Annotated in this window: 16 protein-coding genes and 1 pseudogene; 6 read left to right on the forward strand and 11 right to left on the reverse strand. The window is 71.0% G+C overall.

Annotation, left to right across the window (positions count from 1 at the left end; translation table 11 throughout):
- The first annotated feature begins 4 nt into the window (after positions 1-4).
- The 3 genes from QF035_RS17315 to QF035_RS17325 are packed head-to-tail and all read left to right on the forward strand — an operon-like array spanning position 5 to position 3,575.
- Positions 5-1,810: an ABC transporter permease subunit gene (locus QF035_RS17315; RefSeq protein ID WP_307521227.1), complete on the forward strand. Its 1,806-nt coding sequence runs from the start codon at positions 5-7 to the stop codon at positions 1,808-1,810.
- Positions 1,807-2,850 carry an ABC transporter ATP-binding protein gene (locus tag QF035_RS17320; protein WP_307521229.1) on the forward strand — a complete coding sequence of 348 codons (1,044 nt, stop codon included), beginning with the start codon at positions 1,807-1,809 and terminating at the stop codon, positions 2,848-2,850. Before QF035_RS17315 ends, QF035_RS17320 begins: the two co-directional genes overlap by 4 nt.
- Positions 2,847-3,575, forward strand: a complete 729-nt coding sequence (locus tag QF035_RS17325; RefSeq protein WP_307521231.1) for an ATP-binding cassette domain-containing protein — start codon at positions 2,847-2,849, stop codon at positions 3,573-3,575. The genes QF035_RS17320 and QF035_RS17325 overlap by 4 nt, the downstream gene beginning before the upstream one ends.
- Here the strand turns inward: QF035_RS17325 and QF035_RS17330 are convergent.
- Positions 3,514-4,113, reverse strand: a complete 600-nt coding sequence (locus tag QF035_RS17330; protein WP_307521232.1) for a TetR/AcrR family transcriptional regulator — start codon at positions 4,111-4,113, stop codon at positions 3,514-3,516. The genes QF035_RS17325 and QF035_RS17330 overlap by 62 nt on opposite strands.
- Before the next feature lie 246 nt (positions 4,114-4,359).
- On the opposite strand from QF035_RS17330, the pseudogene QF035_RS17335 reads away from it, so the two are divergent.
- A pseudogene (locus QF035_RS17335) lies at positions 4,360-5,830 on the forward strand (MFS transporter).
- A 277-nt stretch (positions 5,831-6,107) separates the two neighbouring features.
- Here the strand turns inward: QF035_RS17335 and serA are convergent.
- The 6 genes from serA to QF035_RS17365 all read right to left on the reverse strand — a co-directional run bounded on the left by serA (position 6,108) and on the right by QF035_RS17365 (position 16,259).
- Positions 6,108-7,697, reverse strand: coding sequence for a phosphoglycerate dehydrogenase (serA, locus tag QF035_RS17340; protein ID WP_189843650.1), 1,590 nt, complete (start codon positions 7,695-7,697; stop codon positions 6,108-6,110).
- A 484-nt stretch (positions 7,698-8,181) separates the two neighbouring features.
- A complete protein-coding gene (ilvC, locus tag QF035_RS17345) occupies positions 8,182-9,180 on the reverse strand; it encodes a ketol-acid reductoisomerase (RefSeq protein ID WP_143640586.1) in 999 nt (332 codons plus the stop codon).
- 123 nt (positions 9,181-9,303) lie between these two features.
- Complete coding sequence (gene ilvN, locus QF035_RS17350; RefSeq protein ID WP_200395719.1) at positions 9,304-9,831, reverse strand: acetolactate synthase small subunit; 528 nt, start codon at positions 9,829-9,831, stop codon at positions 9,304-9,306.
- 26 nt (positions 9,832-9,857) lie between these two features.
- The gene (locus tag QF035_RS17355; protein ID WP_307521233.1) at positions 9,858-11,714 is read right to left on the reverse strand and encodes an acetolactate synthase large subunit; all 1,857 of its coding nucleotides are present in this window, start codon (positions 11,712-11,714) and stop codon (positions 9,858-9,860) included.
- 239 nt (positions 11,715-11,953) lie between these two features.
- Positions 11,954-14,911 carry a putative bifunctional diguanylate cyclase/phosphodiesterase gene (locus QF035_RS17360; RefSeq protein ID WP_373466668.1) on the reverse strand — a complete coding sequence of 986 codons (2,958 nt, stop codon included), beginning with the start codon at positions 14,909-14,911 and terminating at the stop codon, positions 11,954-11,956.
- Positions 14,912-15,317: 406 nt separating this feature from the next.
- Positions 15,318-16,259, reverse strand: a complete 942-nt coding sequence (locus QF035_RS17365; protein WP_307521235.1) for a 2-hydroxyacid dehydrogenase — start codon at positions 16,257-16,259, stop codon at positions 15,318-15,320.
- Between the two features lie 75 nt (positions 16,260-16,334).
- On the opposite strand from QF035_RS17365, the gene QF035_RS17370 reads away from it, so the two are divergent.
- Complete coding sequence (locus tag QF035_RS17370) at positions 16,335-17,342, forward strand: aldo/keto reductase (protein WP_307521236.1); 1,008 nt, start codon at positions 16,335-16,337, stop codon at positions 17,340-17,342.
- A gap of 275 nt (positions 17,343-17,617) precedes the next feature.
- Positions 17,618-18,760 carry a PQQ-dependent sugar dehydrogenase gene (locus tag QF035_RS17375; RefSeq protein ID WP_373466952.1) on the forward strand — a complete coding sequence of 381 codons (1,143 nt, stop codon included), beginning with the start codon at positions 17,618-17,620 and terminating at the stop codon, positions 18,758-18,760.
- Positions 18,761-18,780: 20 nt separating this feature from the next.
- Here the strand turns inward: QF035_RS17375 and QF035_RS17380 are convergent, their stop codons facing one another.
- The 4 genes from QF035_RS17380 to QF035_RS17395 all read right to left on the reverse strand — a co-directional run bounded on the left by QF035_RS17380 (position 18,781) and on the right by QF035_RS17395 (position 23,926).
- Positions 18,781-19,152 (reverse strand): DUF6191 domain-containing protein, encoded by a 372-nt coding sequence (locus tag QF035_RS17380; RefSeq protein WP_373466953.1) that lies wholly within the window; start codon positions 19,150-19,152, stop codon positions 18,781-18,783.
- Positions 19,153-19,256: 104 nt separating this feature from the next.
- Complete coding sequence (locus QF035_RS17385; protein ID WP_307531190.1) at positions 19,257-22,307, reverse strand: helix-turn-helix transcriptional regulator; 3,051 nt, start codon at positions 22,305-22,307, stop codon at positions 19,257-19,259.
- Between the two features lie 632 nt (positions 22,308-22,939).
- Positions 22,940-23,134 carry a hypothetical protein gene (locus tag QF035_RS17390; protein WP_307521241.1) on the reverse strand — a complete coding sequence of 65 codons (195 nt, stop codon included), beginning with the start codon at positions 23,132-23,134 and terminating at the stop codon, positions 22,940-22,942.
- 174 nt (positions 23,135-23,308) lie between these two features.
- Positions 23,309-23,926 carry a hypothetical protein gene (locus tag QF035_RS17395; protein WP_307521242.1) on the reverse strand — a complete coding sequence of 206 codons (618 nt, stop codon included), beginning with the start codon at positions 23,924-23,926 and terminating at the stop codon, positions 23,309-23,311.
- Positions 23,927-23,981 lie beyond the last annotated feature (55 nt).

Below are 23,981 nucleotides of genomic sequence, written 5' to 3' on the forward strand. Positions count from 1 at the left end.
GTTCATGGCACACCAGTTCACACCTGGCGGCCGGGCCGCGCTCACCCGGCTCGGCTGCCTCGCCGCGGTTCTCGCCGCCGTCGGCCTGCTCCCCTGGCTCTCGGGCCGCGACCCCGCCCTCACCGTCCTGCGCGCCCGCTCGGCCGAGCAGGAGGGCACGCCGGAGGCCCTCGCCGCGATTCGAGCCGATCTCGGCCTGGACGCGGGTCCCCTTTCCCTGCTGGGGAGTTGGCTCTCCGGCCTGCCGCGCGGCGACCTCGGCACGTCCTGGGTGTCGGGCACCGACGTCCTCCCGTCGGTCGTCTCCGGACTCCAGGTGTCGCTCGCCCTGATGGGCGCGGCGCTCGGGGTCGCCCTTCTGGTGACCTGCGCGGTGGTCGCTCCCGTACTCGTACGAGGCAGGGGGTCGGCCGGCGCGTTCGCTGCGATGCTCGCCGCACTGCCCGAATTCCTGCTGGCCACGGTCGCGTTGCTGGTGTGCGGGGTGTGGCTGGGCGTGCTGCCGACCTCCGGCTGGCAGGGCCCGCAGTACATGGTGCTGCCCGCCGTCGCCCTCGGCGTTCCCGCGGGCGGACTGCTCGGCAGGCTGGTCGCGGACGCGCTGCCGCCCGTCCTCGACGAGCGCTGGGTGGAGCTGTGGCGCGGTGCCGGGGTCAGCAGGGCACGCATCTCGGCCGCCGCCCTGCGTCGCGTACTCCCGCCGCTGGTACCGCAGTTCGGAATGGTCGCCGTCGGACTGACCGGCGGGGCGGTCGCCGTGGAAACGGTGTTCGCGGTGCCGGGCATCGGACGTACGGCGCTGGGGGCGGCCAAGTCGCAGGACCTGCCGCTCCTTCAGGGGTCGGTCCTCGCGCTGCTCGCCCTCGGCCTCGTCACGGGCGCGGCGGCGGCCCTCGTACGACGCCGACTGCTGGGCCCCGCCCTTCGCGACGCGGGGTTGACGCTGCCCGCGGCCCGCCCTGTTCGCGCGCACCCGGCCGTCCCGCTGACGCTCGGGATCACGCTGCTGACCTGCGTCGGCTGGGGCCTGCTGCGCGACCCGTACACGGTGGACACCAACTCCCGCCTCCAAGCGCCCTCCTGGGCGTATCCACTCGGCACGGACGGGCTCGGCCGCGACGTGCTGGCGCGGCTCGGGCACGGCGCGGCGTCGACGATCGGCACGGCGACCGCGGTCTGTCTGGCCGGCCTCGTCCTCGCGCTCGCCCTCGGTTTCCTGCCGGCCGTGGCGTCGGGCGCCTCGGACATCGCCAACGCGCTGCCGCCCGTCATCGCCGGAATCCTGGTCGCGGCCGTCGTGGGCCCCGGCACGGGCGGGGCCGCGCTCGCCGTGGCCCTGCTCTCCTGGCCCGCCCTGTCGTCGCACGCGGCGGCGTTGGTGCAGGAAGTCCGTGCGTCGACGTTCCTGCTGGCCCAACGAGCCATCGGGGCAAGCCCGTCGTGGATCCTCACCCGCCACGTCCTGCCCTCGGTGGCGGCCCCGGTCGCCCGCCACGCCCTCCTGCGCCTCCCCGGCATCGCCCTGGCCCTGGCCTCCCTCGGCTTCCTCGGCCTCGGCGCCCAGCCGCCCGCACCGGAGTGGGGCCTCCTCCTGGACGAGTCACGGGCCTACGTGGAACGCGCCCCGTGGGCTGCCCTGGCCCCGGCGGTCGCCCTGGCCCTGCTGGCGGGCCTCGCGGTGTCATCGGCGGCATACGCGGAGGGCGGCCGCAGCAGAACAGCCACGCAACCCAGCTCCGGCCCCCGCCTCCGCGCCATCTCCCGTGCCGCCGTCTCCACTCTCCGCCCCCGCAAGGAGCCGACCCGTTGAACCCCGAAGTCCTCCTCTCCGTCCGGGACCTGCACGTCTCCATCGGCGCGGTGGAAGCCGTGCGCGGCCTCTCCTTCGACGTGCGCAAGGGTGAAGTCCTCGCCGTGGTGGGCGAGTCGGGCGCGGGCAAGTCCCTGACGGCCCGAGCACTGCTCGGCATGCCACCACAGCGGGCGACGGTGACGGGCAGCGTGCGGATGGAGCCGTACGAGCTGGTGGGCGCCCCTCGTTCCGTACGCGCCGCCCTCTGGGGCCGCCAACTCGCCCTGGTCCCGCAGGACGCACTCTCGGCGCTCTCCCCCGTGCACCGGGTCTCCGACCAACTCGCCGCCGCCGTACGGTCCGTGGACGGGGTCTCCCGCAACGAGGCGCAGGCCCGGGCGATGACCGCGCTGGAGGAGGTGGGCATCCCCGCGGACCGGACCCGGGCCTACCCGCACGAGTTCTCGGGCGGCATGCGCCAACGGGCCGTCATCGCCATGGCGTTGCTCCACTCCCCCGCCCTCGTGATCGCCGACGAACCGACCACGGCCCAGGACCCGGAGACCCAACGCCGGCTCCTCGACCTCCTGACCCACCGCAGCGAGGCCACAGGCACGACCCTGGTCCTGATCACCCACGACCTCCCCATGGTCCGCGAACACGCCGACCGAGTACTGGTCATGTACGCGGGCCGCCTGGCCGAGGAGGGCCCGGTGGAGGAGGTGTTCACCCACCCCCGAGCGCCGTACACGGCGGGCTTGCTGGCATCGGCGCCCCTTCAGGGGCGCGGGGCTGTGCCGACTTGCGGCTCCGCCGCGGGGCGCGACCGGCCACAACGAACCCGCAGACGCAGACTCCCCTCAATCCCAGGCACCCCACCCAACCCCACCGCCCTCCCCCCAGGCTGCGCCTTCGCCCCCCGCTGCCCCCTCGCGGACGCGACCCGGTGCGCTACGGCCCACCCCGAGCCGGAGACGCACAACAACCGCACCGTGGCCTGCCACCACTGGCGCGAACTCCCCGCCAACCCCGCCGAGTTGTTCCTGGAGTCGGTGTGAACCCTCTGCTGGACGTACGCGACCTGGTCGTGCGCCACGGCCCCCGCACCACCGTGGACCACATATCCTTCGACGTCGCCCCCGGCGAAACCCTCGGCCTGGTCGGCCCCTCGGGCTGCGGCAAGTCGTCCACAGCCATGGCCGTACTGCAACTGCGCCGCCCGGCCGGCGGCGAAGTATGGTTCGACGGCCACGAGTTGACCTCACTGAACGAGAAGCAGCTGCGCCCGCTCAGACCGGCGATGCAGCCCGTGTTCCAGGACCCGTACGGATCGCTCGGCCCCCGCCACCGCATCCGCGACGCCATCGCGGAACCCCTGCGCGTACAGGGGAGTTGGGACCGGACGACCGGCCCCGCGCGCGTGGCCGAGCTGCTGGAGCAGGTCGGCCTCGACCTGTCACTCGGCGACCGGCGCCCGCACGAACTCTCCGGCGGTCAGTGCCAACGCGCCGGAATCGCCCGTGCGTTGGCCTGCGAGCCGAAGCTCCTGGTGCTCGACGAACCGGTCTCCGCACTCGACCCGTCCCTGCGTGCGGGGGTCCTCAACCTCCTGGCCGAGCTGCAGGAACGCCTGGACCTCGGCTACCTGTTCATCTGCCACGACCTGGCACTCGTACGCCACTTCTGCGACCGCGTCGCGGAGATGCGCGAGGGCAGGATCGTCAGGACGACTCCGGCAGCGCCCCCGTCCCCGCCGCGATCACCCGCCGCAACCCCTCGGTGAGTTCCTCCGCACTGGCCGCGGTCTCGGGGTCGAAGGTCCACTGCGCGATGAGCCCCATCATCAGGGTCATGTAGAACTTGCCCAGGGTGTCGACGTCCCTCTCCGGCACGTCCTCCTCCAGCCCGCCCATCAGCAGCGGGATGATGCCGCGTGCCCCTTCGCGCTGGGCCTTGGCCAAGTGATCGCGCACGCCGGGCACCTTGTCGCCCATGACCACGATCTCCATGCTGAGATGCCACACCGAACCGGGCCCCTGCATGGTCCCGATGACGTTCGACCACACCTCCTGGAACCGCTCCAGGGACCCCGGCTCCGTGCTCGCCGTGGCGCTCCCGCCCGCGTCGAAGTCGTCGGACAGCCCCTCGACGATGGAGACGTAGGCCTCCGCGAGCAGCGCGTCCTTCGACCCGTAGTGGTAGCCGATCGACGCCAGGTTCGTCCCCGACTCCTTGACGATGTCGCGGGCCGTCGTGCGCACGAAGCCCTTCTCCAGCAGGCAGCGCTTGGCGCCTTCGAGCAGATCCTCACGATGTCCCATGCGGCTCAGCGTACCTCCGCGACAGACAAGCGTCCCAGACCGGCGTGTAAGACGAACGTATTGGACAACAGTTTTATACGCACGTACTAGACAGATGTTTAAGACGCCCGTACATTCCTCGGCGTGACGAATCCCAGCGCGCCCAACCCGGTCCCTCCGCCTACTCCGTCCGGTTCGGGCACCTCCGGCACCCCGGGCGCTCCCACCCGTGCCGGACGCCGCGAATGGACCGCACTCGGCGTCCTGATGCTGCCGCTGCTCCTGGTTTCCATGGATGTCTCGGTCCTCTACTTCGCGATCCCGCAGATCAGCGCGGACCTGGAGCCGACCGGCACCCAGCAGCTGTGGATCTTCGACATGTACGCGTTCGTGCTCGCCGGGCTGCTGATGACGATGGGCTCGCTCGGCGACCGCATCGGCCGCCGCAGGCTGCTCCTGGTCGGCGCCGCAGCCTTCGGCGCGGCCTCGCTGGTCGCGGCGTACGCCGACAGCGCCGAGACGCTCATCGCGGCCCGCGCGGTGCTCGGCATCGGCGGCGCGACCCTGATGCCGTCCACACTGGCGATCATCCGCACGCTCTTCACGGACCAGGCCCAGCGCTCCAAGGCGATCGGCCTGTGGTCCGGCGTGATGACGGCCGGCGTCGCGCTCGGCTCGGTCATGAGCGGCGTCCTCGTGGAGCACTTCTGGTGGGGCTCGGTCTTCCTGGTGAACCTGCCCGCGATGGTGCTCCTGCTGGTCCTCGGCCCGATCCTGCTCCCCGAGTCGAAGAACCCGGCGCCGGGCCGCTTCGACCTGCTGAGCGTGCCGCTGTCCTTGGCCGCCGTCCTGCCGGTGATCTACGGCCTCAAGGAGATCCCCTCGGAGGGGCTGGAACGTCCGCTACGTCCTGTCGGTGACCATCGGTCTGCTCTTCGCCGCGCTCTTCGTCCACCGCCAGCGCACGATCGAGTCGCCGATGATCCCGCCCTCGCTGTTCCGCGGCCGCGGTTTCGCACCGGCCGTCTCGCTGAACCTGCTGTCCTCGTTCGGGATGATGGGTTCGGCGCTCTTCACCACGCAGTACCTGCAGTCGGTGCTCGGCAAGAGCTCCATGGAGGCCGCGCTGTGGGGCCTGCTGCCCACCGTGCTGGTCGGCGTGGCCGCACCGGTCGCCGCACAACTGGTCCAGCGGGGAGTCAACCGGGCGTACGTCGTCTCCGGCGGCTTCGTCCTGGCGGCCTGCGGCTACGGAATGCTGACGGCGGCCGGTACGGATTCTCTCTGGTTGGTCCTCGCCGGGGCCGGAGTCATCGCCGCCGGGATCGTCACCGTGATGTCCCAGATGATGGACCTGGCGCTGGGCACCGTACCGGTGGAGAAGGCGGGCACCGCGTCCTCGGTCCTGGAGACCGGCGCGGAGTTCGGCGGCGCGCTGGGCATGGCGCTCCTCGGTTCCATCGGCACCGCGGTGTACCGCCACGACATCCCGGACGCGGCTCCCGCCGCGGCCCACGAAACCCTCGGCGCGGCCCTCGCGGTCGCCCAGCAACTCCCGGGCCGCGCGGGCGAAGCCCTGGTGACCGCGGCCCGCGAGGCCTTCACCAGCGGGATGCAGGCCGCCGCGGTCGCGGGCGCGCTGCTTCTGCTGGGGGCGGCGGTACTGGCGGCGGTGACCCTGCGCCGGGTGCGCGTCCGAGAGACGGACCCCGCCGAGCCGGAAAAGGTCTGCGTCTGAACAACAGGGTCGCCCCCGCCGCCCCTACCCTCCCCCACTCTCGGCTTCGCTCGAGCGGGGGGACCCCCACCGTCCCTGCCTCAGGGGCTCCGCCCCCGAACCCCCGCAAAAAGATTGCGCAGTTCCCCGCGCCCCTTTTCAGGGGCGCGGGGAACTGCGCGACCAGCCACACACAACCCGCAGCCAAAAACCTCTCAGCCCGTCCGGCGTTTGAGGACGAGCGCGTCAGCGCGATGCGGGGGCCTGGGGGCGGCAGCCCCCAGTGGGCCGGGCAGCCTCAGACCAGGTTGACCGACCGAGCCTGAGTGGCTCCGATCTCCTCCGCCAGCTCAGTAAGCACAGTCTGCGGAACCGTGTCATCCACGGTCAGCACAGCAAGCGCCTCGCCACCCACGTCCGCACGGGCGACCTGCATACCCGCGATGTTGATGCCCGCCTCGCCCAGGATCCGGCCGAGGGTGCCGACGACACCGGGACGGTCGGTGTAGTTGAGGACGACCATGTGGTCGGCGAGCGCCAGATCCACGTCGTACTCGCCGACCGCGACGATCTTCTGGTGGTGCTTGGGCCCGGCGAGCGTGCCGGAGACCGACACCTCCTGGCCGTCACCGAGCGTGCCGCGCACGGTCACCACGTTCCGGTGGTCCGAGGACTCCGAGCTCGTGGTCAGCCGCACCTCGACGCCACGCTCCTGCGCGAACAGCGGAGCGTTCACGTACGACACGGTCTCGTCGACGACGTCCTCGAACACGCCCTTGAGCGCGGAGAGTTCGAGCACCTTGACGTCGTGCTGGGTGATCTCGCCGTACACCTCGACATCGAGGCGGACCGCGACCTCGCCCGCGAGGGCGGTGAAGATGCGGCCGAGCTTCTCGGCGAGCGGCAGACCCGGCTTGACGTCCTCGGCGATGACGCCGCCCTGGACGTTCACCGCGTCCGGGACCAGCTCACCGGCGAGCGCGAGGCGCACCGAGCGGGCGACGGAGATACCGGCCTTCTCCTGCGCCTCGTCCGTGGAGGCACCGAGGTGCGGGGTGCAGACGACCTCGTCGAGCTCGAAGAGCGGGGAGTCCGTGCAGGGCTCCTTCGCGTACACGTCGAGGCCGGCGCCGGCGACGCGGCCCTCCTTGAGCGCGGAGTACAGCGCGGCCTCGTCGACGATCCCGCCGCGCGCGGCGTTGACGATCCGCACCGACGGCTTGACCTTGTGCAGCGCCTCGTCGCCGATGAGACCGACGGTCTCGGGCGTCTTGGGCAGGTGCACGGTGATGAAGTCGGAGACCTCGAGCAGCTCGTCCAGCGACAGGACCTTGACGCCCATCTGCGCGGCCCGGGCGGGCTGTACGTACGGGTCGTAGGCGACGACCTTCATGCCGAAGGCCGACATGCGCTGGGCGACCAGCGCGCCGATGCGGCCCAGACCCACGACACCGAGGGTCTTCTCCGCGAGCTCGACACCGGTGTACTTGGAGCGCTTCCACTCACCGTTCTTGAGGGCGGTGTTGGCCTGCGGGATGTGACGCGCGGAGGCCAGGAGCAGACCACAGGCCAGCTCGGCGGCGGTCACGATGTTCGAGGTGGGGGCGTTGACGACCATCACGCCGGCCTTGGTGGCGGCGGACACATCGACGTTGTCCAGGCCGACGCCGGCTCGTGCGACGACCTTCAGCTTGCTCGCGGCGGCGATGGCCTCGGCATCGACCTTCGTCGCGGAACGGATCAGGATCGCGTCGACGTCGGCGATGGCGGGCAGCAGTTCGGCGCGGTCCGCGCCGTTCGCATGCCGGATCTCGAAGTCCGGGCCCAGGGCGTCGACGGTCGCGGGCGACAGCTCTTCAGCGATGAGTACGACAGGTTTCGAGCTCACGTGAGTCCTCACAGGTCCAATGCGGACGGCCGTCCCGACGGCCGCATGCGGTGGAGGGAGCGGCGCCGGGGAGTTCCGGGTGCGTTCCCGCGTCGTTCGGTGCGTGCTCTCGGTGTGCCGGGCGAAGGTCCTCGTAGCGGAGCTACTTGGGCCTTTGGCCGGTGCAGCGAGAGTGCGTGCCGGGCGGCGCGGGGACGTGGCTGAAACTCCTCGGTGTCGCGATTGCCGCGTGGAAGACGCACGACGCTGTGGGCCCGACGCGTATTTAGTGGAGCAGTCTAGTGGCGGCGCGGTGCTGTTCTTACGCCTCCGCAGAAGGATCACCCGCACGTGGATAATCCAGCCCCTGGGGGTCCCCCCACACCCTTGAGGCAGTGGGGGAGTTTGAGGAGCGGGGTCCGGGGCGGAGCCCCGAGGCGTTGCCCGAGGCAGACGGTCGGGCCGTGGTACCGGGCAACCCCGGCCCACGGCCCGACCGACGGAGTCACTCGTCGTCGTTGACCCACGACATGAGCTTGCGCAGCTCCTTGCCGGTCGTCTCCAGGAGAGACTCGGCGTCCTGCTGCTTGTACTCGTTGTACTTCTTCAGACCGCCGTGGTACTCGTCCATCCACTGCTGGGCGAACGTACCGTCCTGGATCTCGCCCAGGACCTTCTTCATCTCGGCCTTGGTGGCGTCCGTGATGATGCGGGGACCGGTGATGTAGTCGCCCCACTCGGCGGTCTCGGAGACCGACCAGCGCATCTTCTCCAGGCCGCCCTCGTACATGAGGTCCACGATCAGCTTCAGCTCGTGGAGGCACTCGAAGTACGCGATCTCCGGCTGGTAGCCGGCCTCGGTCAGCGTCTCGAAACCGGCCTTGACCAGCGCGGCCGTACCACCGCAGAGAACGGCCTGCTCACCGAACAGGTCGGTCTCGGTCTCCTCGGTGAAGGTCGTCTTGATGACGCCCGCACGCGTGCCACCGATGCCCTTGGCGTACGAGAGCGCCAGTGGGAAGCCGTTGCCGGTCGCGTCCTGCTCGACGGCCGCGATACACGGAACGCCGCGGCCCTCCTCGTACTGGCGGCGGACCAGGTGGCCCGGGCCCTTCGGGGCGACCATGCAGACGTCGATGCCGGCCGGGGGCTTGATGAAGCCGAAGCGGATGTTCAGGCCGTGGCCGAAGAACAGCGCGTCGCCGTCGTTGAGATTGTCCTTGATGGACTCCTCGTACACCTGGGCCTGGATCGGGTCCGGGACGAGGATCATGATGACGTCGGCCTCGGCGGCGGCCTCCGACGGGGTCACCACGCGCAGGCCCTGCTCCTCGGCCTTCGCCTTGGACTTGGAGCCCTCGTGCAGACCGACCCGGACGTCGACACCCGAGTCACGGAGCGACAGCGCGTGGGCGTGGCCCTGGCTGCCGTAGCCGATGACCGCGACCTTGCGGCCCTGGATGATGGACAGGTCGGCGTCGTCGTCGTAGAACAGCTCGGCCACTGGGTTCTCTCCTATGTGTGCTGGGTGTTGCGTCCCACCGTACGGCGGGAGGGGAAAGGGAGGTTTCGGGGTCTCGGAATACGGGCGCGTACGACTTCGCGTATGCGACGTCGTGTAGGAGTCCTACGCGGATCGGTCGAGGGCGCGCAGCGAACGGTCGGTGATCGACCGGGCGCCGCGGCCGATGGCGATCGTGCCGGACTGGACGAGCTCCTTGATGCCGAACGGCTCCAGCATCTTGAGCATGGCCTCCAGCTTCTCGCTGCCGCCGGTGGCCTCGATGGTGACGGCCTCCGGGGAGACGTCCACGGTCTTGGCGCGGAACAGCTGGACGATCTCGACGATCTGGGAGCGCGTCTCGTTGTCGGCGCGCACCTTCACCAGAACGAGTTCGCGCTGAACGGCCGCCGACGGCTCCAGCTCGACGATCTTCAGGACGTTGACGAGCTTGTTGAGCTGCTTGGTGACCTGTTCGAGCGGCAGTTCCTCGATCACGTTCACCACGATCGTGATGCGCGAGATGTCGGGGTGCTCGGTGACGCCGACGGCGAGCGAGTCGATGTTGAAGCCGCGCCGGGAGAACAGGGCCGTGATCCGGGCGAGGACACCGGGCTTGTTCTCCACCAGGACGGAGAGCGTGTGCTTGGACATGGGTCTGCTTCCTTTACCTACGGCTCTCAGTCGTCTTCGTTGTCGCCGAAGTCGGGGCGGACGTCCCGGGCGGCCAGGATCTCGTCGTTCGAGGTGCCGGCGGCGACCATCGGCCACACCATGGCGTCCTCGTGGACGATGAAGTCGATCACGACGGGCCGGTCGTTGATCGAGTTCGCCTCTTCGATGACCTTGTCCAGGTCGTCCGCGGACTCGCAGCGGATCGCGTAGCAGCCCATGGCCTCCGACAGCTTGACGAAGTCGGGGACGCGGGTGCCGGCGCTCGGCTGCTTGCCGTCGGCGTCGGGGCCGGAGTGCAGCACGGTGTTGGAGTACCGCTGGTTGTAGAAGAGGGTCTGCCACTGGCGGACCATCCCGAGAGCGCCGTTGTTGATGATGGCGACCTTGATCGGGATGTTGTTCAGGGCGCAGGTGGTGAGCTCCTGATTGGTCATCTGGAAGCAGCCGTCGCCGTCGATCGCCCAGACCGTACGGTCCGGGGCGCCGGCCTTGGCACCCATCGCGGCCGGGACCGCGTAGCCCATCGTCCCGGCGCCGCCCGAGTTCAGCCAGGTCGCGGGCTTCTCGTACTGGATGTAGTGCGCGGCCCACATCTGGTGCTGGCCGACGCCCGCCGCGAAGATCGTGCCCTCGGGGGCGAGCTGTCCGACACGCTCGATGACCTGCTGGGGCGAGAGCGAGCCGTTGTCCGGCTGGTCGTAGCCCAGGGGGTACGTCTCGCGCCAGCGGTTGAGGTCCTTCCACCAGGCGGTGTAGTCGCCCCGGTGTCCCTCGCTGTGCTCCTTCTGCACCGCCTGCACCAGGTCGGCGAGGACCTCGCGGGCGTCACCGACGATCGGCACGTCGGCGGCACGGTTCTTGCCGATCTCGGCCGGGTCGATGTCGGCGTGGACGATCTTCGCGTACGGGGCGAAGCTGTCCAGCTTGCCGGTGACGCGGTCGTCGAAGCGGGCTCCGAGGGCGACGATCAGGTCGGCCTTCTGCAGCGCGGTGACGGCGGTGACCGCACCGTGCATGCCCGGCATTCCCACGTGCAGCTCGTGACTGTCGGGGAATGCGCCGAGCGCCATCAGGGTGGTGGTGACGGGCGCTCCGGTGAGTTCTGCGAGGACCTTCAGCTCGGCGGTGGCACCGGCCTTGAGGACGCCGCCGCCGACGTACAGGACGGGTCGCTTGGCCTGGGTGATCAGCCGGGCGGCCTCGCGGATCTGCTTGGCGTGCGGCTTGGTCACCGGGCGGTAGCCGGGCAGGTCCTGGGCGGGCGGCCACTGGAAGGTGGTGCGCGCCTGAAGGGCGTCCTTGGCGATGTCGACGAGGACGGGGCCCGGGCGGCCGGTGGAGGCGATGTGGAAGGCCTCCGCGATCGTCCGCGGGATGTCCTCGGCCTTGGTGACGAGGAAGTTGTGCTTGGTGATGGGCATCGTGATGCCCACGATGTCCGCCTCCTGGAAGGCGTCCGTACCGATCGCCTTGGACGCGACCTGGCCGGTGATCGCCACGAGCGGCACCGAGTCCATGTGCGCGTCGGCGATCGGCGTCACCAGGTTGGTGGCGCCGGGGCCGCTGGTCGCCATGCAGACGCCGACCTTGCCGGTGGCCTGCGCATAGCCGGTGGCCGCGTGGCCCGCGCCCTGCTCGTGGCGGACGAGCACGTGGCGCACCCGCCGGGAGTCCATCAGCGGGTCGTAGGCCGGAAGGATCGCACCGCCGGGAATGCCGAATACCGTCTCGGCCCCGACCTCCTCGAGAGAACGGATGAGGGACTGCGCTCCCGTCACCTGCTCGGGGGCGGACTGCTGTCCTCCGGAACGGGGCCGCGGCTGCGGGTGGTGGGCCCCGGTGGCCTGCTCGGTCATCGGCATTCTCTTCTCGATGCTGAGGGTTTTTGCGAGGTTTGTGCGGTGTTCAGTTGCTGCTCGACAGGCGCCCGTGCAACAAAAAACCCCTCGTGCCGTGAGGCAAGCGAGGGGAGCGCGCCGGGTGCGGTCGCTGGGAGTTCCGGATCATCGATCCGGTGCTTCCCAGCTCAGCCGACGCGCTTTCCAAGTACGAGAATTCGGGTGCGCATGGCACAGACCCTCCCCCCGGCACGCAGTGCGTGTCAAGTGGGTGGGACGGGAGTCTCATCATGTGAGCGGAGGGCCGTACCGGTTCCGTACGCGGCCGAGGACACTCCGGCCACGTACGCACTCGTACTCCCACCTGCGTAGACACCGCTGCTGCCACCTCCCACGAAGATCGGTTCGACGGGGCCGTGGGGCACGGGGTAGGCGCCGGCCGCGAGGGCGCGGCGCAGTCGGTACTCGTCCAGCGGTCCGGAGAACGCGTTGCCCTGTCCGTGGGTGCAGCCCATCGAGCGCAGGGCGATGACCTGCTCGGGCAGGTCCACTCCGGCGGCCACGGTCTGCAGGCCCAGGTCGTTCGCGATACGCAGCAGCCCGCTGGTGATCTTGTGGAGCCGGGCGGACTCGACGACACCTTCCACCAGACCGCGGTCCAGTTTCAGTACGTCGACGGGGAGGCGGCGCAGTGCGGTGATCGTGGCGTAGCCGTTGCCGAAGCCGTCCAGGGCGATCCGGACGCCCAGCCGCCTGAGTGCGTTGAGGCGGCGCTCCAGCTCGTCGAGGGAGATCTTGGGATCGGTTTCGGCCAGTTCGACGATGAGGGCACCGGACGGCAGGCCGTGCCGGGTCAACAGGGCCTCGACGGAACCCAGGGGCATGGACCGGTCGAGAAGCCGACGGGCGGTCATCCGGACGGCGACGGGCACGGCGAGCCCCGTGGCGGCACGCTCGGCGGCCTGCTCGACGGCCTCCTCCAGCATCCAGCGGCCCAGCTCGGCGGTGCGGTCGCTGTCCTCGGCGACGCGCAGGAACTCGGCGGGGGTGAACAGCACGCCCTGGGCCGAGCGCCAGCGCGCCTGGGCCGCGACCGCCGTGATCCGTCCGGTGTCGAGGGACACCACGGGCTGGTGCAGCAGCGCGAACTCGCCGTCGTGCAGGGCGGCCCGCAGCCGGGTGGCGAGCTGGGCCTTCCGTACGACGTCCTGCTGCATCTGTGGCGCGTACAGCTCGACGCGGCCCTTGCCCGCGGCCTTCGCGCGGTACATCGCGAGGTCGGCGTTGCGCAGCAGCTCGCCCGCGCCGAGGCCGGGCTCGGAGAAGGCGACACCGATGGAGGCGGCGACCCGGACATCGTTGCCGTCGATGGTGTACGGCTGCGAGAGGGTCACGCGCAGCCGGTCGGCGAGTTCGAAGATCTGGTGCTCGCGCGCGGTGCGGTCGCGGCCGCCGTCACCGACGATCAGGGCCGCGAACTCGTCGCCGCCGAGGCGGGAGGCGGTGTCGCTCTGCCGGACGGCGTCCTGGAGTCTGCGGGCGGCCTGGACGAGCAGTTCGTCGCCGGCCTGGTGTCCGATGGTGTCGTTGACGGCCTTGAAGCCGTCGAGGTCGATGAAGAGGACGGCGGTGCCGCGGTCGGAGGAACGGCGGCCGGAAAGCGCCTGTCCGACGCGCTTGGTGAACAGGGCGCGGTTGGGCAGGTCGGTGAGCGGGTCGTGCTCGGCGTTGTGCTGCAGCTGTGCCTGGAGGCGGACCCGTTCGGTCACGTCCCGGCTGTTGAAGATGAGGCCGCCGTGGTGACGGTTGACGGTCGACTCGACGTTGAGCCAGCCGTCGTCGCCGAACTTGAAGCGGCACTCGATGCGCGTGGTGGGTTCCTCGCCGGGGCTGGCCGCGAGGAAGCGGCGCACCTCGTGCACCACGCAGCCCAGGTCCTCCGGGTGGATCAGCGAGGCGAGCTCGGAACCGACGAGTTCCTCGGCGGGCCGTCCGTAGACCCCGGCCGCGGCCGGGCTGACGTACCGGAGGATGCCGTTCGGAGCGGCGATCATGATGACGTCGCTGGAACCCTGCACCAGGGAGCGGAAGTGGTTCTCCTTCTGGGCCAGTTCCTGGGTGAGGGTGATGTTGTCGAGGAGCATGATGCCCTGGCGCACGACGAGGGCGAGCACGACCGTGCCGCCGGTGACGAGCACCACGCGGTCGACGCTGCGGCCGTTGAGCACGTTGTAGAGGATGCCCAGTGTGCAGACGGCGGCGGCCAGGTAGGGAGTGAGTGCCGCCAGTGAACTGCTGATGGGCCGGCTGGCCGGATACCGACTGTGACCTCCTTCCTGGAGGGGCACGTGTGCCGCTTGTCCCTGTTGGGGCCCGGGCACGTAGCCGTACACCACGCGCGTGTGCCCCTCTTCTTCCGTGTGTCCGCGTCGTTGCCCCACCCAGGGGGCGTACGCGAGCAGTAGTGATCCGGCGAACCAGCCCGCGTCGAGCAGTTGCCCGGAGCGGTAGTCGTTGTGCATCAGGGGTGAGGTGAACAGGGCGTCGCACATGACCGTCAGGGCCAGGGCGCCGATCGCGGTGTTCACCGCGGAGCGGTTCACGGCCGAGCGCCTGAAGTGCAGTGCGAGCACCATGCTCACCAGAGCGATGTCCAGCAGCGGATACGCGAGCGACAGCGCGGTGTGCGGGACGCTCGGACCCTCCGCCTTCGCCGCCTGGGCGAGCGCGAGGCTCCAGGAGAGCGTGAGCAGCGAGCCGCCGATCAGCCAGGCGTCCAGGCCCAGACAGACCCAGCCGGCCGTGCTCACCGGCCGTTTGGCGAGCACGAGCAGTCCCACGATGGCCGGTGGCGCGAAGCACAGGAAGAACAGGTCGGCGTAGCTCGGGCTGGGCACCGGGGCTTCCAGTACGACCTCGTACCAGCCCCAGACGAGGTTGCCCGCCGCCGCCATGGCGGAGGAGAGCGCGAAGAGCAGCCATGCCGGTCGAAAGCGACTGCGACGGGTACGGGCGCAGAGGAAGCAGGAGACGGCCGCGGTGGCGGCCGCCGCACTCAGCCCGAAGTCGCCCATGATCAGGGCGAGTCGTGGTGATCCCCAGCCGAACGCGGAACCGACGGCGTATCCCGCGCACACCAGGGCCAGCACGAGTTGCGGTACGACACCCACTCCGCCCCCGGGGACCGGACGACGGGCGAGCAGCGCCGGCGGGGAGCTCACTGTGTCTCTCCGGACCGTGCCGCCCCCGAGTCCCTCTGGTCCCGGCGTGCCGGATGTGCGTGCCTCCTGCGACCGCCGGGCCTTCGGTGGTGATGGCCGCTGTGACCGCGTCTGTGCGTCGGTACGCGCCAGGGTCGTCGTCGGCGGCCCCGCCGCGTCGGATCGTTGGCCCATAGACCGTGCATCGCCCGTCGCCCCCCTCGCTCTTGCTGTCTCTCGCTCCCCGGCGCCGAACGGTGCACGGCGCAGCCCCTGTCGGGACGATACACCAGTCTCGTCACTCAGGGACATAGTCTCTCTACGCTCCGTGACGACCAGCGGGAATGCGGGCACGGCCCGCATTCGGAAGACTGCGGAGGGTGCCCGGCGGAGTCCCCGCCCGGGTGCGGCCGAGGGTGGAGGAGGACTAGGAGCCCGTCGTAAGGACCACGTTCCGCAGCGGCTCCCGGTTCACAAAACGGTTCAACTGGTCGCCCAGGAGCCGCTTGGCGCGCGGGAAGAACGCGGAGGTCGGGCCGCCCACGTGGGGGCTGATGAGGACGCCCGGCGCATGCCACAAGGGGTGCCCCGGGGGCAGCGGCTCGGGATCGGTGACATCCAGGGCGGCTGTGATCCGGCCGCTCTCCAGCTCGGCGAGGAGCGCCTTGGTGTCGACGACTCCGCCGCGGGAGACGTTCACGAGCAGGGCGCCGTCCTTCATCCGGGCCAGGAACTCGGCCCCTGCCAGGCCTTTCGTCTGCTCGGTGAGGGGCGTGATGAGCACCACCACATCGGCCTCCGGGAGTAGTTCGGGCAGGGCGGTGATCGGATGCACGGGACCGCGCGCCGTCTCGCGTGCGGAGCGCGCGACGCGCGCCACCCGCGCGAGCTCGAAGGGAACGAGCCGGTCCTCGATGGCCGAACCGACCGCTCCGTAGCCGACGATCAGTACGGACTTGTCCGCGAGCGCGGGACGGAATCCGGACCGCCACTCCTCGCTGTCCTGCCCCCGCACGAAGTCGGGGATGCCTCGCAGCGAGGAGAGGATCAGGGTGAGGGTGAGTTCGGCGGTGCTCGCGTCGTGCACCCCGCGCGCGTTGCACAACTTCACGCCCTCGGGGAGCAGTTGCAGGCCCGGCTCTACGTGGTCGATGCCGGCGGACAGGGTCTGCACGACCTGGACGGACGTCATTTCGGCCAGGGGGCGCACCGAGATGTCGCTGCCCTTCATGTAGGGCACGACATAGAAAGAGCAGTCGGCGGGATCGGCGGGAAAGTCCTGCTCACCGTTCCAGAAGCGGTAGTTGGGGCCTTCGGGGAGACCGTCGAGGTCGTCTGCGTGAAACGGAAGCCACACTTCGTACGTCATGGTCAGGAGGCTATGCGAAGCACCTGGGGACGCAGAGGTTAGTTTGGGGTGCCAGGAAAGGGAGGGCACGGCCAGGTGGAGCGCAGGACGATCGGGGCGGCGGCGCTCGAGGTGGGGGCTGTCGGCCTCGGGTGCATGCCCATGAGCTGGGCGTACTCGGGTTCGCGGCAGCGGGGCGACGAGTCGCTGCGGACCGTGCACGCGGCCCTCGACCGGGGCGCGACGCTCCTGGACACCGCCGACATGTACGGGCCGTTCACCAACGAGCTGTTGGTGGGGCGTGCACTGAAGGAGCGGCGTTCCGAGGCCTTCGTGTCGACCAAGGTCGGCCTCCTGGTGGGCGAACAGCACATCGTGGCCAACGGCCGCCCCGGCTATGTGAAGCGGGCGTGCGACGCCTCTTTGCGCCGCCTCCAGACGGACGTCATCGACCTGTACCAGTTGCACCGCGCGGACCCGGAGATACCGGTCGAGGAGACATGGGGCGCGATGGCCGAGCTCGTCTCGGCAGGCAAGGTGCGGGCGCTCGGGCTGTGCGCGGTGGGTGCGCGTTCCCATCGCCGTTCGGGAGCCCGGCTGCACGACGGAACGATCCGCCAGTTGGAGCGGGTGCAGCAGGTCTTCCCGGTGAGCACGGTGGAGGCCGAGCTGTCGGTGTGGTCGCCGGAGGCTCTGGAGGGTCTGCTGCCGTGGTGCGAGGCCCGCGGCGTCGGCTTCCTGGCGGCGATGCCGCTCGGCAACGGCTTCCTGACCGGGACGCTCACCCCCGGCGAGGGCTTCGAACCCGACGACGTACGGGCCCGGCACCCCCGCTTCACCGCCGAGATGATGGCCGCGAACCAGCCGATAGTCGCCGGGCTGCGGCGCATAGCCGCCCGGCACACTGCGCAGGGAGCGGAGGTCACTCCCGCGCAGGTGGCGCTCGCGTGGGTGCTCGGGCGGGGGCGGCACGTGGTGCCGGTGCCGGGGACCAAGCGGGAGCGCTGGGCCGCGGAGAACGCGGGGGCGGCCGGACTCCGTCTGACGACGGAGGATCTCGCGGAGGTGGCGGGACTGCCTTCGGCACGGGGATCCTGGGACTGAGAGGGTCCCGCCCGGCACCGATCGGGCCCTTGGGACCCAATGGCACGGTTCGCGCGAGCCCTGCGTTTCGGAGTTCGTCGCTTCGGGGTTCGGTGATCGGAACCCATGAGGCGCGAGCGGCGACTGCGTTTCCCGGGGAACGGCCCCCGGACCCCCAGCCGGGAAGACACCGTGATCCGTCCAAGTGGGAACCTGCGGAGCACTCGCGGTGTATGAAAAGTAGAACCTGCCGCGTCGAAGGGATCCAGATCGTGCAACGTCGAGCTGTGACGGCCATGTTGGCCGCGGCCACGCTCCTGGTGACGGCCGGGTGCTCCTCGGGGGACGGGGAGGAGTCGGGCGGCGGCGGGAGCACGTCTCCGGGCAGCTCTCAGCCCGGCGCCTCGGCCCCGGCCTCCGGGCGGACGGCCGAGGAGACCCCGCCCGCCAAGGGTTCCGTGAAGGTCGTGCGGACCGTCACCGAGGGTCTGAAGAGCCCCTGGGGCCTGGCGCCACTGCCCGAAGGCGGCCTCCTGGTGTCCTCGCGGGACGAGGGGACGATCACCCGGGTCGACGAGAAGACCGGCAAGAAGACCGAGCTGGGCTCCGTGCCCGGAGTCGCCCCCGCCGGCGAGGGCGGCCTGATGGGCCTGGCCCTCTCTCCTTCGTACGCGTCGGACCACATGGTCTACGCGTACTTCACCTCGGACTCGGACAACCGCATCGTGCGCATGCTGTACGACGCGAAGAAGCCGGCCGGTCAGCAACTGGGCGCGCCCGACACGGTGTTCAGGGGCATCCCCAAGGGCACCAACCACAACGGCGGCCGGATCGCCTTCGGCCCGGACAAGATGCTGTACGTGGGCACGGGCGAGACCTACGTCACCGAGCTCGCCCAGGACAAGAAGTCCACCGGCGGCAAGATCCTCCGGCTGACCCCGGAGGGCGAGCCGGCCCCGGGCAACCCGTTCAACTCACCGGTCTACTCGTACGGCCACCGCAATGTGCAGGGTCTCGCCTGGGACTCCAAGCAGCGGCTGTTCGCCTCCGAGTTCGGCCAGGACACCTGGGACGAGCTGAACCACATCAAGCCGGGCGACAACTACGGCTGGCCGGAGGCGGAGGGCCAGTCCGACGACTCCAAGTACCACAACCCGATCGACCAGTGGAGCACCGACGAGGCCTCCCCCAGCGGTATCGCCTACGCGGAGGGCTCGATCTGGATGGCGGGGCTGCGCGGCAAGCGGCTGTGGCGCATCCCGCTCAACGGCACGGAGGAGTCGGCAGACCCCCAGGCCTTCCTGGAGGGCGACTACGGCCGCCTGCGCACGGTGGTCTCGGCGGGCGGCAACAAGCTGTGGCTGATGACGAGCGAGACGGACGGCCGGGGAACCCCGGAGTCGGGCGACGACAAGATTCTGGAACTGGAGGTCACGTAGGACGCCCGCAGCGGGGGCAGCTATTCGGGAGCTTCCTCGGGGGCGGGGGCTGGGTCCGGGACTGGGGCGGGGGCCTGGTTCGGAGCTGGAGCCTGGGCCTGGGCCGGGGCCTGCTCTGGAGCTGAGGCCTGCCCTCCAGGTGAAGAGTGGTCCGGAGCCGGGGCCTGGTCCCGAGTCGGGGGCTGAGCCTGGTCCGGAGTGGCAGCCGGGTCCGACTCGGGCTCGGTCTCGTCCCCGGGCTGCGTCGGCAGGCGGACGACCACCTTGCCGGAGGCGAGGTCTATCGGGCCTCGTCCGGGGTCCCCGTCGTTCAGGTCGACGCGGGTCAGCTCCAGCCGCTTGCGTTCCTCGTCGGTGTGCTTGCGGCCTGGTGCGAAGAGCTCCTCGATCATGTTGAACACGGTGCCTCCCTCGACCCGGGGTCTCTTACAGCGTAGACCTCACGGCGTGGGTCCCACTGGGTGGATCTGTCCACGTCGATCTGTCCGCGTGGATCTCACCCGGCCGTCCGGGCGCCGGCCTGGTGTGGCGGGAACAGCCGCATCCGGTGCGCGAGCGCGGCCGCCTCGCCGCGGCCGGAGACGTTGAGCTTGCCGAGGATGTTGGAGACGTGGACGCTGGCCGTCTTGGGGGAGATGAAGAGCTCCTCGGCGATCTGGCGGTTGCTGCGCCCGGCGGCGACCAGTCGGAGGACGTCGCGCTCGCGGCTGGTCAGACCGAGTGCCTCGACCGGGTCGGCGGGAGCGGGGGCGGACCGCTCGGAGGCGCGGGCGAGGGTGAGGCGGGCGCGCTGGGCGAGCAGGGCGACGGCATCGGCGAGCGGACGTGCGCCGAGGTGGTCGGCTACGGCACGGGCCAGCCGCAGCAGTTCCGTGGCGCGGCCCCGTTCCTCCTCACCGCCTCCGGAGGCCAGCAGGGACTCCGCGAGCCGGTGCCGCACCCGGGCGAGTTCGTACGGGCGCTCGAGGGGCTCGAAGGCGGTGACCGCCTCGGACCACTCGTCCGGAGTGTCCCGGCCCTCGGCGCGCAGCAGTTCGGCTCGCACCCAGTGCTCGTGGGCCTGCCAGACGGGCACGTTCGTGGCGAGGGACTTGGCGGCCTTGCGCAGGCTTTCCAGGACGTCGGCGCGGCCCTGTTCGGCGACGGGCAGTCCGCGGGCGTCGGCCTCCGCGGTCGCGGCGGCGAGCAGTAGGGGCCAGGCGTAGCGCTGGGTGCCCGGCGGGAAGCCGGTGCTCAGGGCCTCGTCCAGTTCGGCACGGGCATCGAGGAGGCGGCCCTCGGCGGCGGCTATGCCGATCGCGAGGGTGGTCAGCGGCAGCGCGTGCTGGGGCACGGTGTCGTGGGTGCCGAAGTGCTCCCGCGCGGCGGCCAGTTGGCGGCCGGCCTCGGGCAGGTCGCCCCGGGCGCGCGCGAGATGGGCGTGGAGGGTGGTGCGGAAGCCACGGGGCTTGGCGCTCTGGCCGACGCGGTCCGAGTTGAACCCGGCCGCACCGGCCTCGTCCCAGCGGCCCAGGGAGAAGAGGGACTCGGCGAGATTGCCCCACACCCAGGCCTCGGTGTCCAACAGACCGAGTCTGCGGGCGAGTTCGACCCCTTCCTCAAGGATCCGGACAGCGTCCTGGGAGCGGCCGATGCCCTCCAGATGGGAGGGCAGGTTCACATGGGCGCGGCCCACCACATAGGCGGCACCTACCTTCCCCGCCCGCTCCTTGACCTCGTGCACCTCGGCGAGCCCCGCCTCGATGTCGCCCGACTCGACGAGGAGGCCGCCCAGGGTGAGCCGCGCGTTCAGCTCGATGTCGCGGGCGCCCACCATCCGGGCGTACTCCACGGCGCGCTCGGCGGCCTGGAGGGCTTCCGGTCCCGGCCTGTGCATCATCGACCAGTTGGCGACATGGGCGAGGACGTCGGCGTGCACCTCGGACGGCGGCAGCCCGCGCACCAGCTCCTGGGCGGTGGCGAGTTCCTTCCACCCGTCGCCGCGGGCCACCGCCTCGATGAGACGGGAGCGCTGGATCCAGAACCAGGCCGCGCGCAGCGGATCGTCCTCCTCCTCCAGGAGGTGCAGGGCCCGCTTGGTGATCTTCAGGGCACGCTCGCGCTCCCCGCAGAACCGGCCCGCGACGGCGGCCTCGGCCATCAGGTCGAGGTAGCGCAGCGGCGTGGTGGCCGGGTCGCAGCCGCAGGGAGGATAGACCTCGGTGTAGTCGACGGGCCGCAGTTCGGCGCGTACGGAGTCGGGGGCCGTGTCCCAGAGCTCCATCGCGCGCTCCAGGAGCCGCAGTTGTTCCGAGTAGGCGTGCCGGCGGCGGGCCGCGACGGAGGCGTCGAGGACGGCGGGCAGGGCCTTGGCCGCGTCGTGCGCGTGGTACCAGTGGCTGGCCAGGCGGGCGGCGCGCTCGTCGGCCGGGACGAGCGTGGGGTCGGCCTCCAGCGCTTCCGCGTACCGGCGGTTGAGGCGGGAGCGCTCGCCGGGCAGCAGGTCGTCGCCGACGGCCTCGCGCACCAGGGAGTGGCGGAAGCGGTAGCCGTCCCCGTCGGGAGTCGCGAGCAGGATGTTGGCGCCGACAGCGGCCCGCAGTGCCTCGATGAGGTCGTCCTCGGAGAGCCGGGCGACGGCGGCGAGCAGCCGGTACTCCACGGTGGAGCCGCCCTCGGCGACGATCCGGGCGACCCGCTGGGACCCCTCGGGCAGGCTCTCGACGCGGACGAGGAGCAGATCGCGCAGGGAGTCGGTCAGGCCGGTGCGGCAGCCGTCGTTGGCGGCCACGGCCAGTTCCTCGACGAAGAACGCGTTGCCGTCGGAGCGCGTGAAGATCTCGTCAACCCTGGTCGGGTCGGGTTCGGTGGCGATGATTCCGGCGATCTGGCGGCCGACCTCGGCACGGCTGAAACGGCCGAGTTCGATACGGCGGACGGTGCGCAGCCGGTCGAGTTCGGCGAGCAGTGGGCGCAGCGGGTGGCGGCGGTGGATGTCGTCGGCGCGGTAGGTGGCGACGACGAGGAGGCGGCCGCTGCGGAGCGTACGGAAGAGGTAGGCGAGGAGGTGGCGGGTCGAGGCGTCGGCCCAGTGCAGGTCCTCCAGGAGGACGACGGCCGGGCGGTCGGCGGCGACGCGCTCCAGCAGCCGGACGGTGAGTTCGAAGAGGCGGGCCATGCCGTCCTCGTCGTGCCGCCCGCGTGAGGTGTCGCCCAGCTCGGGCAACAGCCGGGCCAGCTCCTCCTCCTGCCCCGCGGCCGCGGCGGCCAGCTCGTCGGGCAGGTGGCGGCGCAGGGCGCGCAGTGCGGTGGAGAAGGGTGCGAAGGGCAGGCCGTCGGCCCCGATCTCGACACAGCCGCCGAGCGCCACGACGGCCCCCTCGCGACAGGCCGCGGTGGCGAACTCCTCGATGAGCCGGGTCTTTCCGACGCCCGCCTCACCGCCGAGGAGCAACGCCTGCGGCTCGCCCGTGGCGGCACGGGCGAGTGCGTCGTTCAGCACGCCCAGTTCGTCGGCCCTGCCGACGAAGACCGGACTGACGGATCTGGTCTCCACAACGCCGAGCATCGCACAGGGCTCTGACACAACGGCACTGGTTATCGCGGGCCGACCCACGCCTTCGGACCGGTCCGGAACCTCGGACCTGCGCCCGCCCGCGAGCCCACCGAGGACCTGGGACCTGCCCCCGGCTGCCGTCCCACCCACAGCCTCGGACCTGCCCACGGCCACGAGCCTGCCCGCGACCTCGGGCTCACCCGCCGCTTCGAGCCTGCCCATGACCGCGGGCCCGCCCACAACCTCGGACGTGCCCGCGGCTTCGGCGCGCACGGCTGCGTTCCCGCCTACAGCCTCGGACCTGCCCACGGCCACGAGCCTGCCCGCGACCTCGGGCTCCCCCACCACTCCGAACCTGCCCGCGCCCTCAAGCCTGCCCACAACCTCACGCTCGTCCACGGCTTCGGACCTCCCCACGGCTGCGGACCTCCCCACGGCCTCGGGCTTGCCCACGGCCTCAGGCGCACTCACCACCGCGGGCCCACGCACCGCATCAGCCCCGCTCAAGACCGCGGGCCCGCCCGCGGCGGCGGACGGGCCCGTGGTCCCGGAGGTGGTGTTGATGGCCGGGAGGGCGGTCACGGTGGTGCCGTCCCGGTGAGGGCGGCCGACCCCCGTGCGGCCACCCTCACCCGCTCCGGCGCTCACGCGACGCGTGCGGACCGGGACCTGCGGTGGTGCCGGCTATGCACCCGCCCCTCGGTGTCGTCGCGGCCGGATCGCGCGGCCTCGCGCCGGGCGGCGCGGCGGCTGCGGACGGCCTCGCGGACCAGTCGGTAGTTGTCGGCCTCGCGGATCATCTCCGCGGTGCGGATCTGCTGGAGCTCGTACTCGAACATCTCGTACCCCTCGTGAAGTGTTGTTTCCGGCTTCGCTCTGTTGCGATGCCTCAACCTTCGTCTCCAAGGGGGGTGCGCCACATCGGGAGAGTTCCGCATCTTGAGCGCAGGAAGGGCCTTAGTTCCGCCGTGGATGGCCTACGGCGGGCCTAAGGCCCCTCAGACGTGCGGTTTTCAGCTCGGGGACGGCATGTCGAGCAGGATGTTTGAGTACTTGAGCGCGGCCAGCAGGAGGCCGATGACACCGAGCGAGACACCCGCCCAGGCGACCGACTTGACCCACGGGGCCTGCGCCGGAATCCGGTCGGGGTTGCCGAACGCGGGCCGGGCCAGCACCACGACGCCGACGATCAGCGCGGTCAGCGCGAAGAACCCGGCGACCAGCGCGTTGGCGTTCCAGGAGTCGGAGTAGACCTGCTTGATCTGCTCGGCCACACCGGCGCTCTGCGCGGTCTCCAGCTGGCCGAACAGCCCATCGCGCGCCTGCGCGATGGTGCCGACCCAGCTGCCGGTCAGCGAGACGACGCCGAGTCCGGCGGATACGACGGCGGCGGCACCCAGGCCCACGCCGGAACCGCGCTCGGCCGCGACCAGGGCCTCGTCGTCCTCGTCCTCGTCCTCGCCGAGGACCTCGGAGTCGGCCTGGTCGTCAGCCGCCTCGGCGGCCTCGGCCTCCTCGACCTCCCCGATCGCGGCCGTCTCGTCGCCCTTGCTGAGCTTCACGGCCTCCTCGTCGCGCTGTGCCTCGGTGCCGGTCTTGGCTCCGGCTTCGTCCTCTGTCTTGGTTCCCATGCTCCGCACCGTACGGACGCTGTCTGAGAATTTCTTTAAGATCCCAAGATCCTCA

Source organism: Streptomyces umbrinus, from assembly GCF_030817415.1.
Taxonomy (GTDB): Bacteria; Actinomycetota; Actinomycetes; order Streptomycetales; family Streptomycetaceae; genus Streptomyces; species Streptomyces umbrinus_A.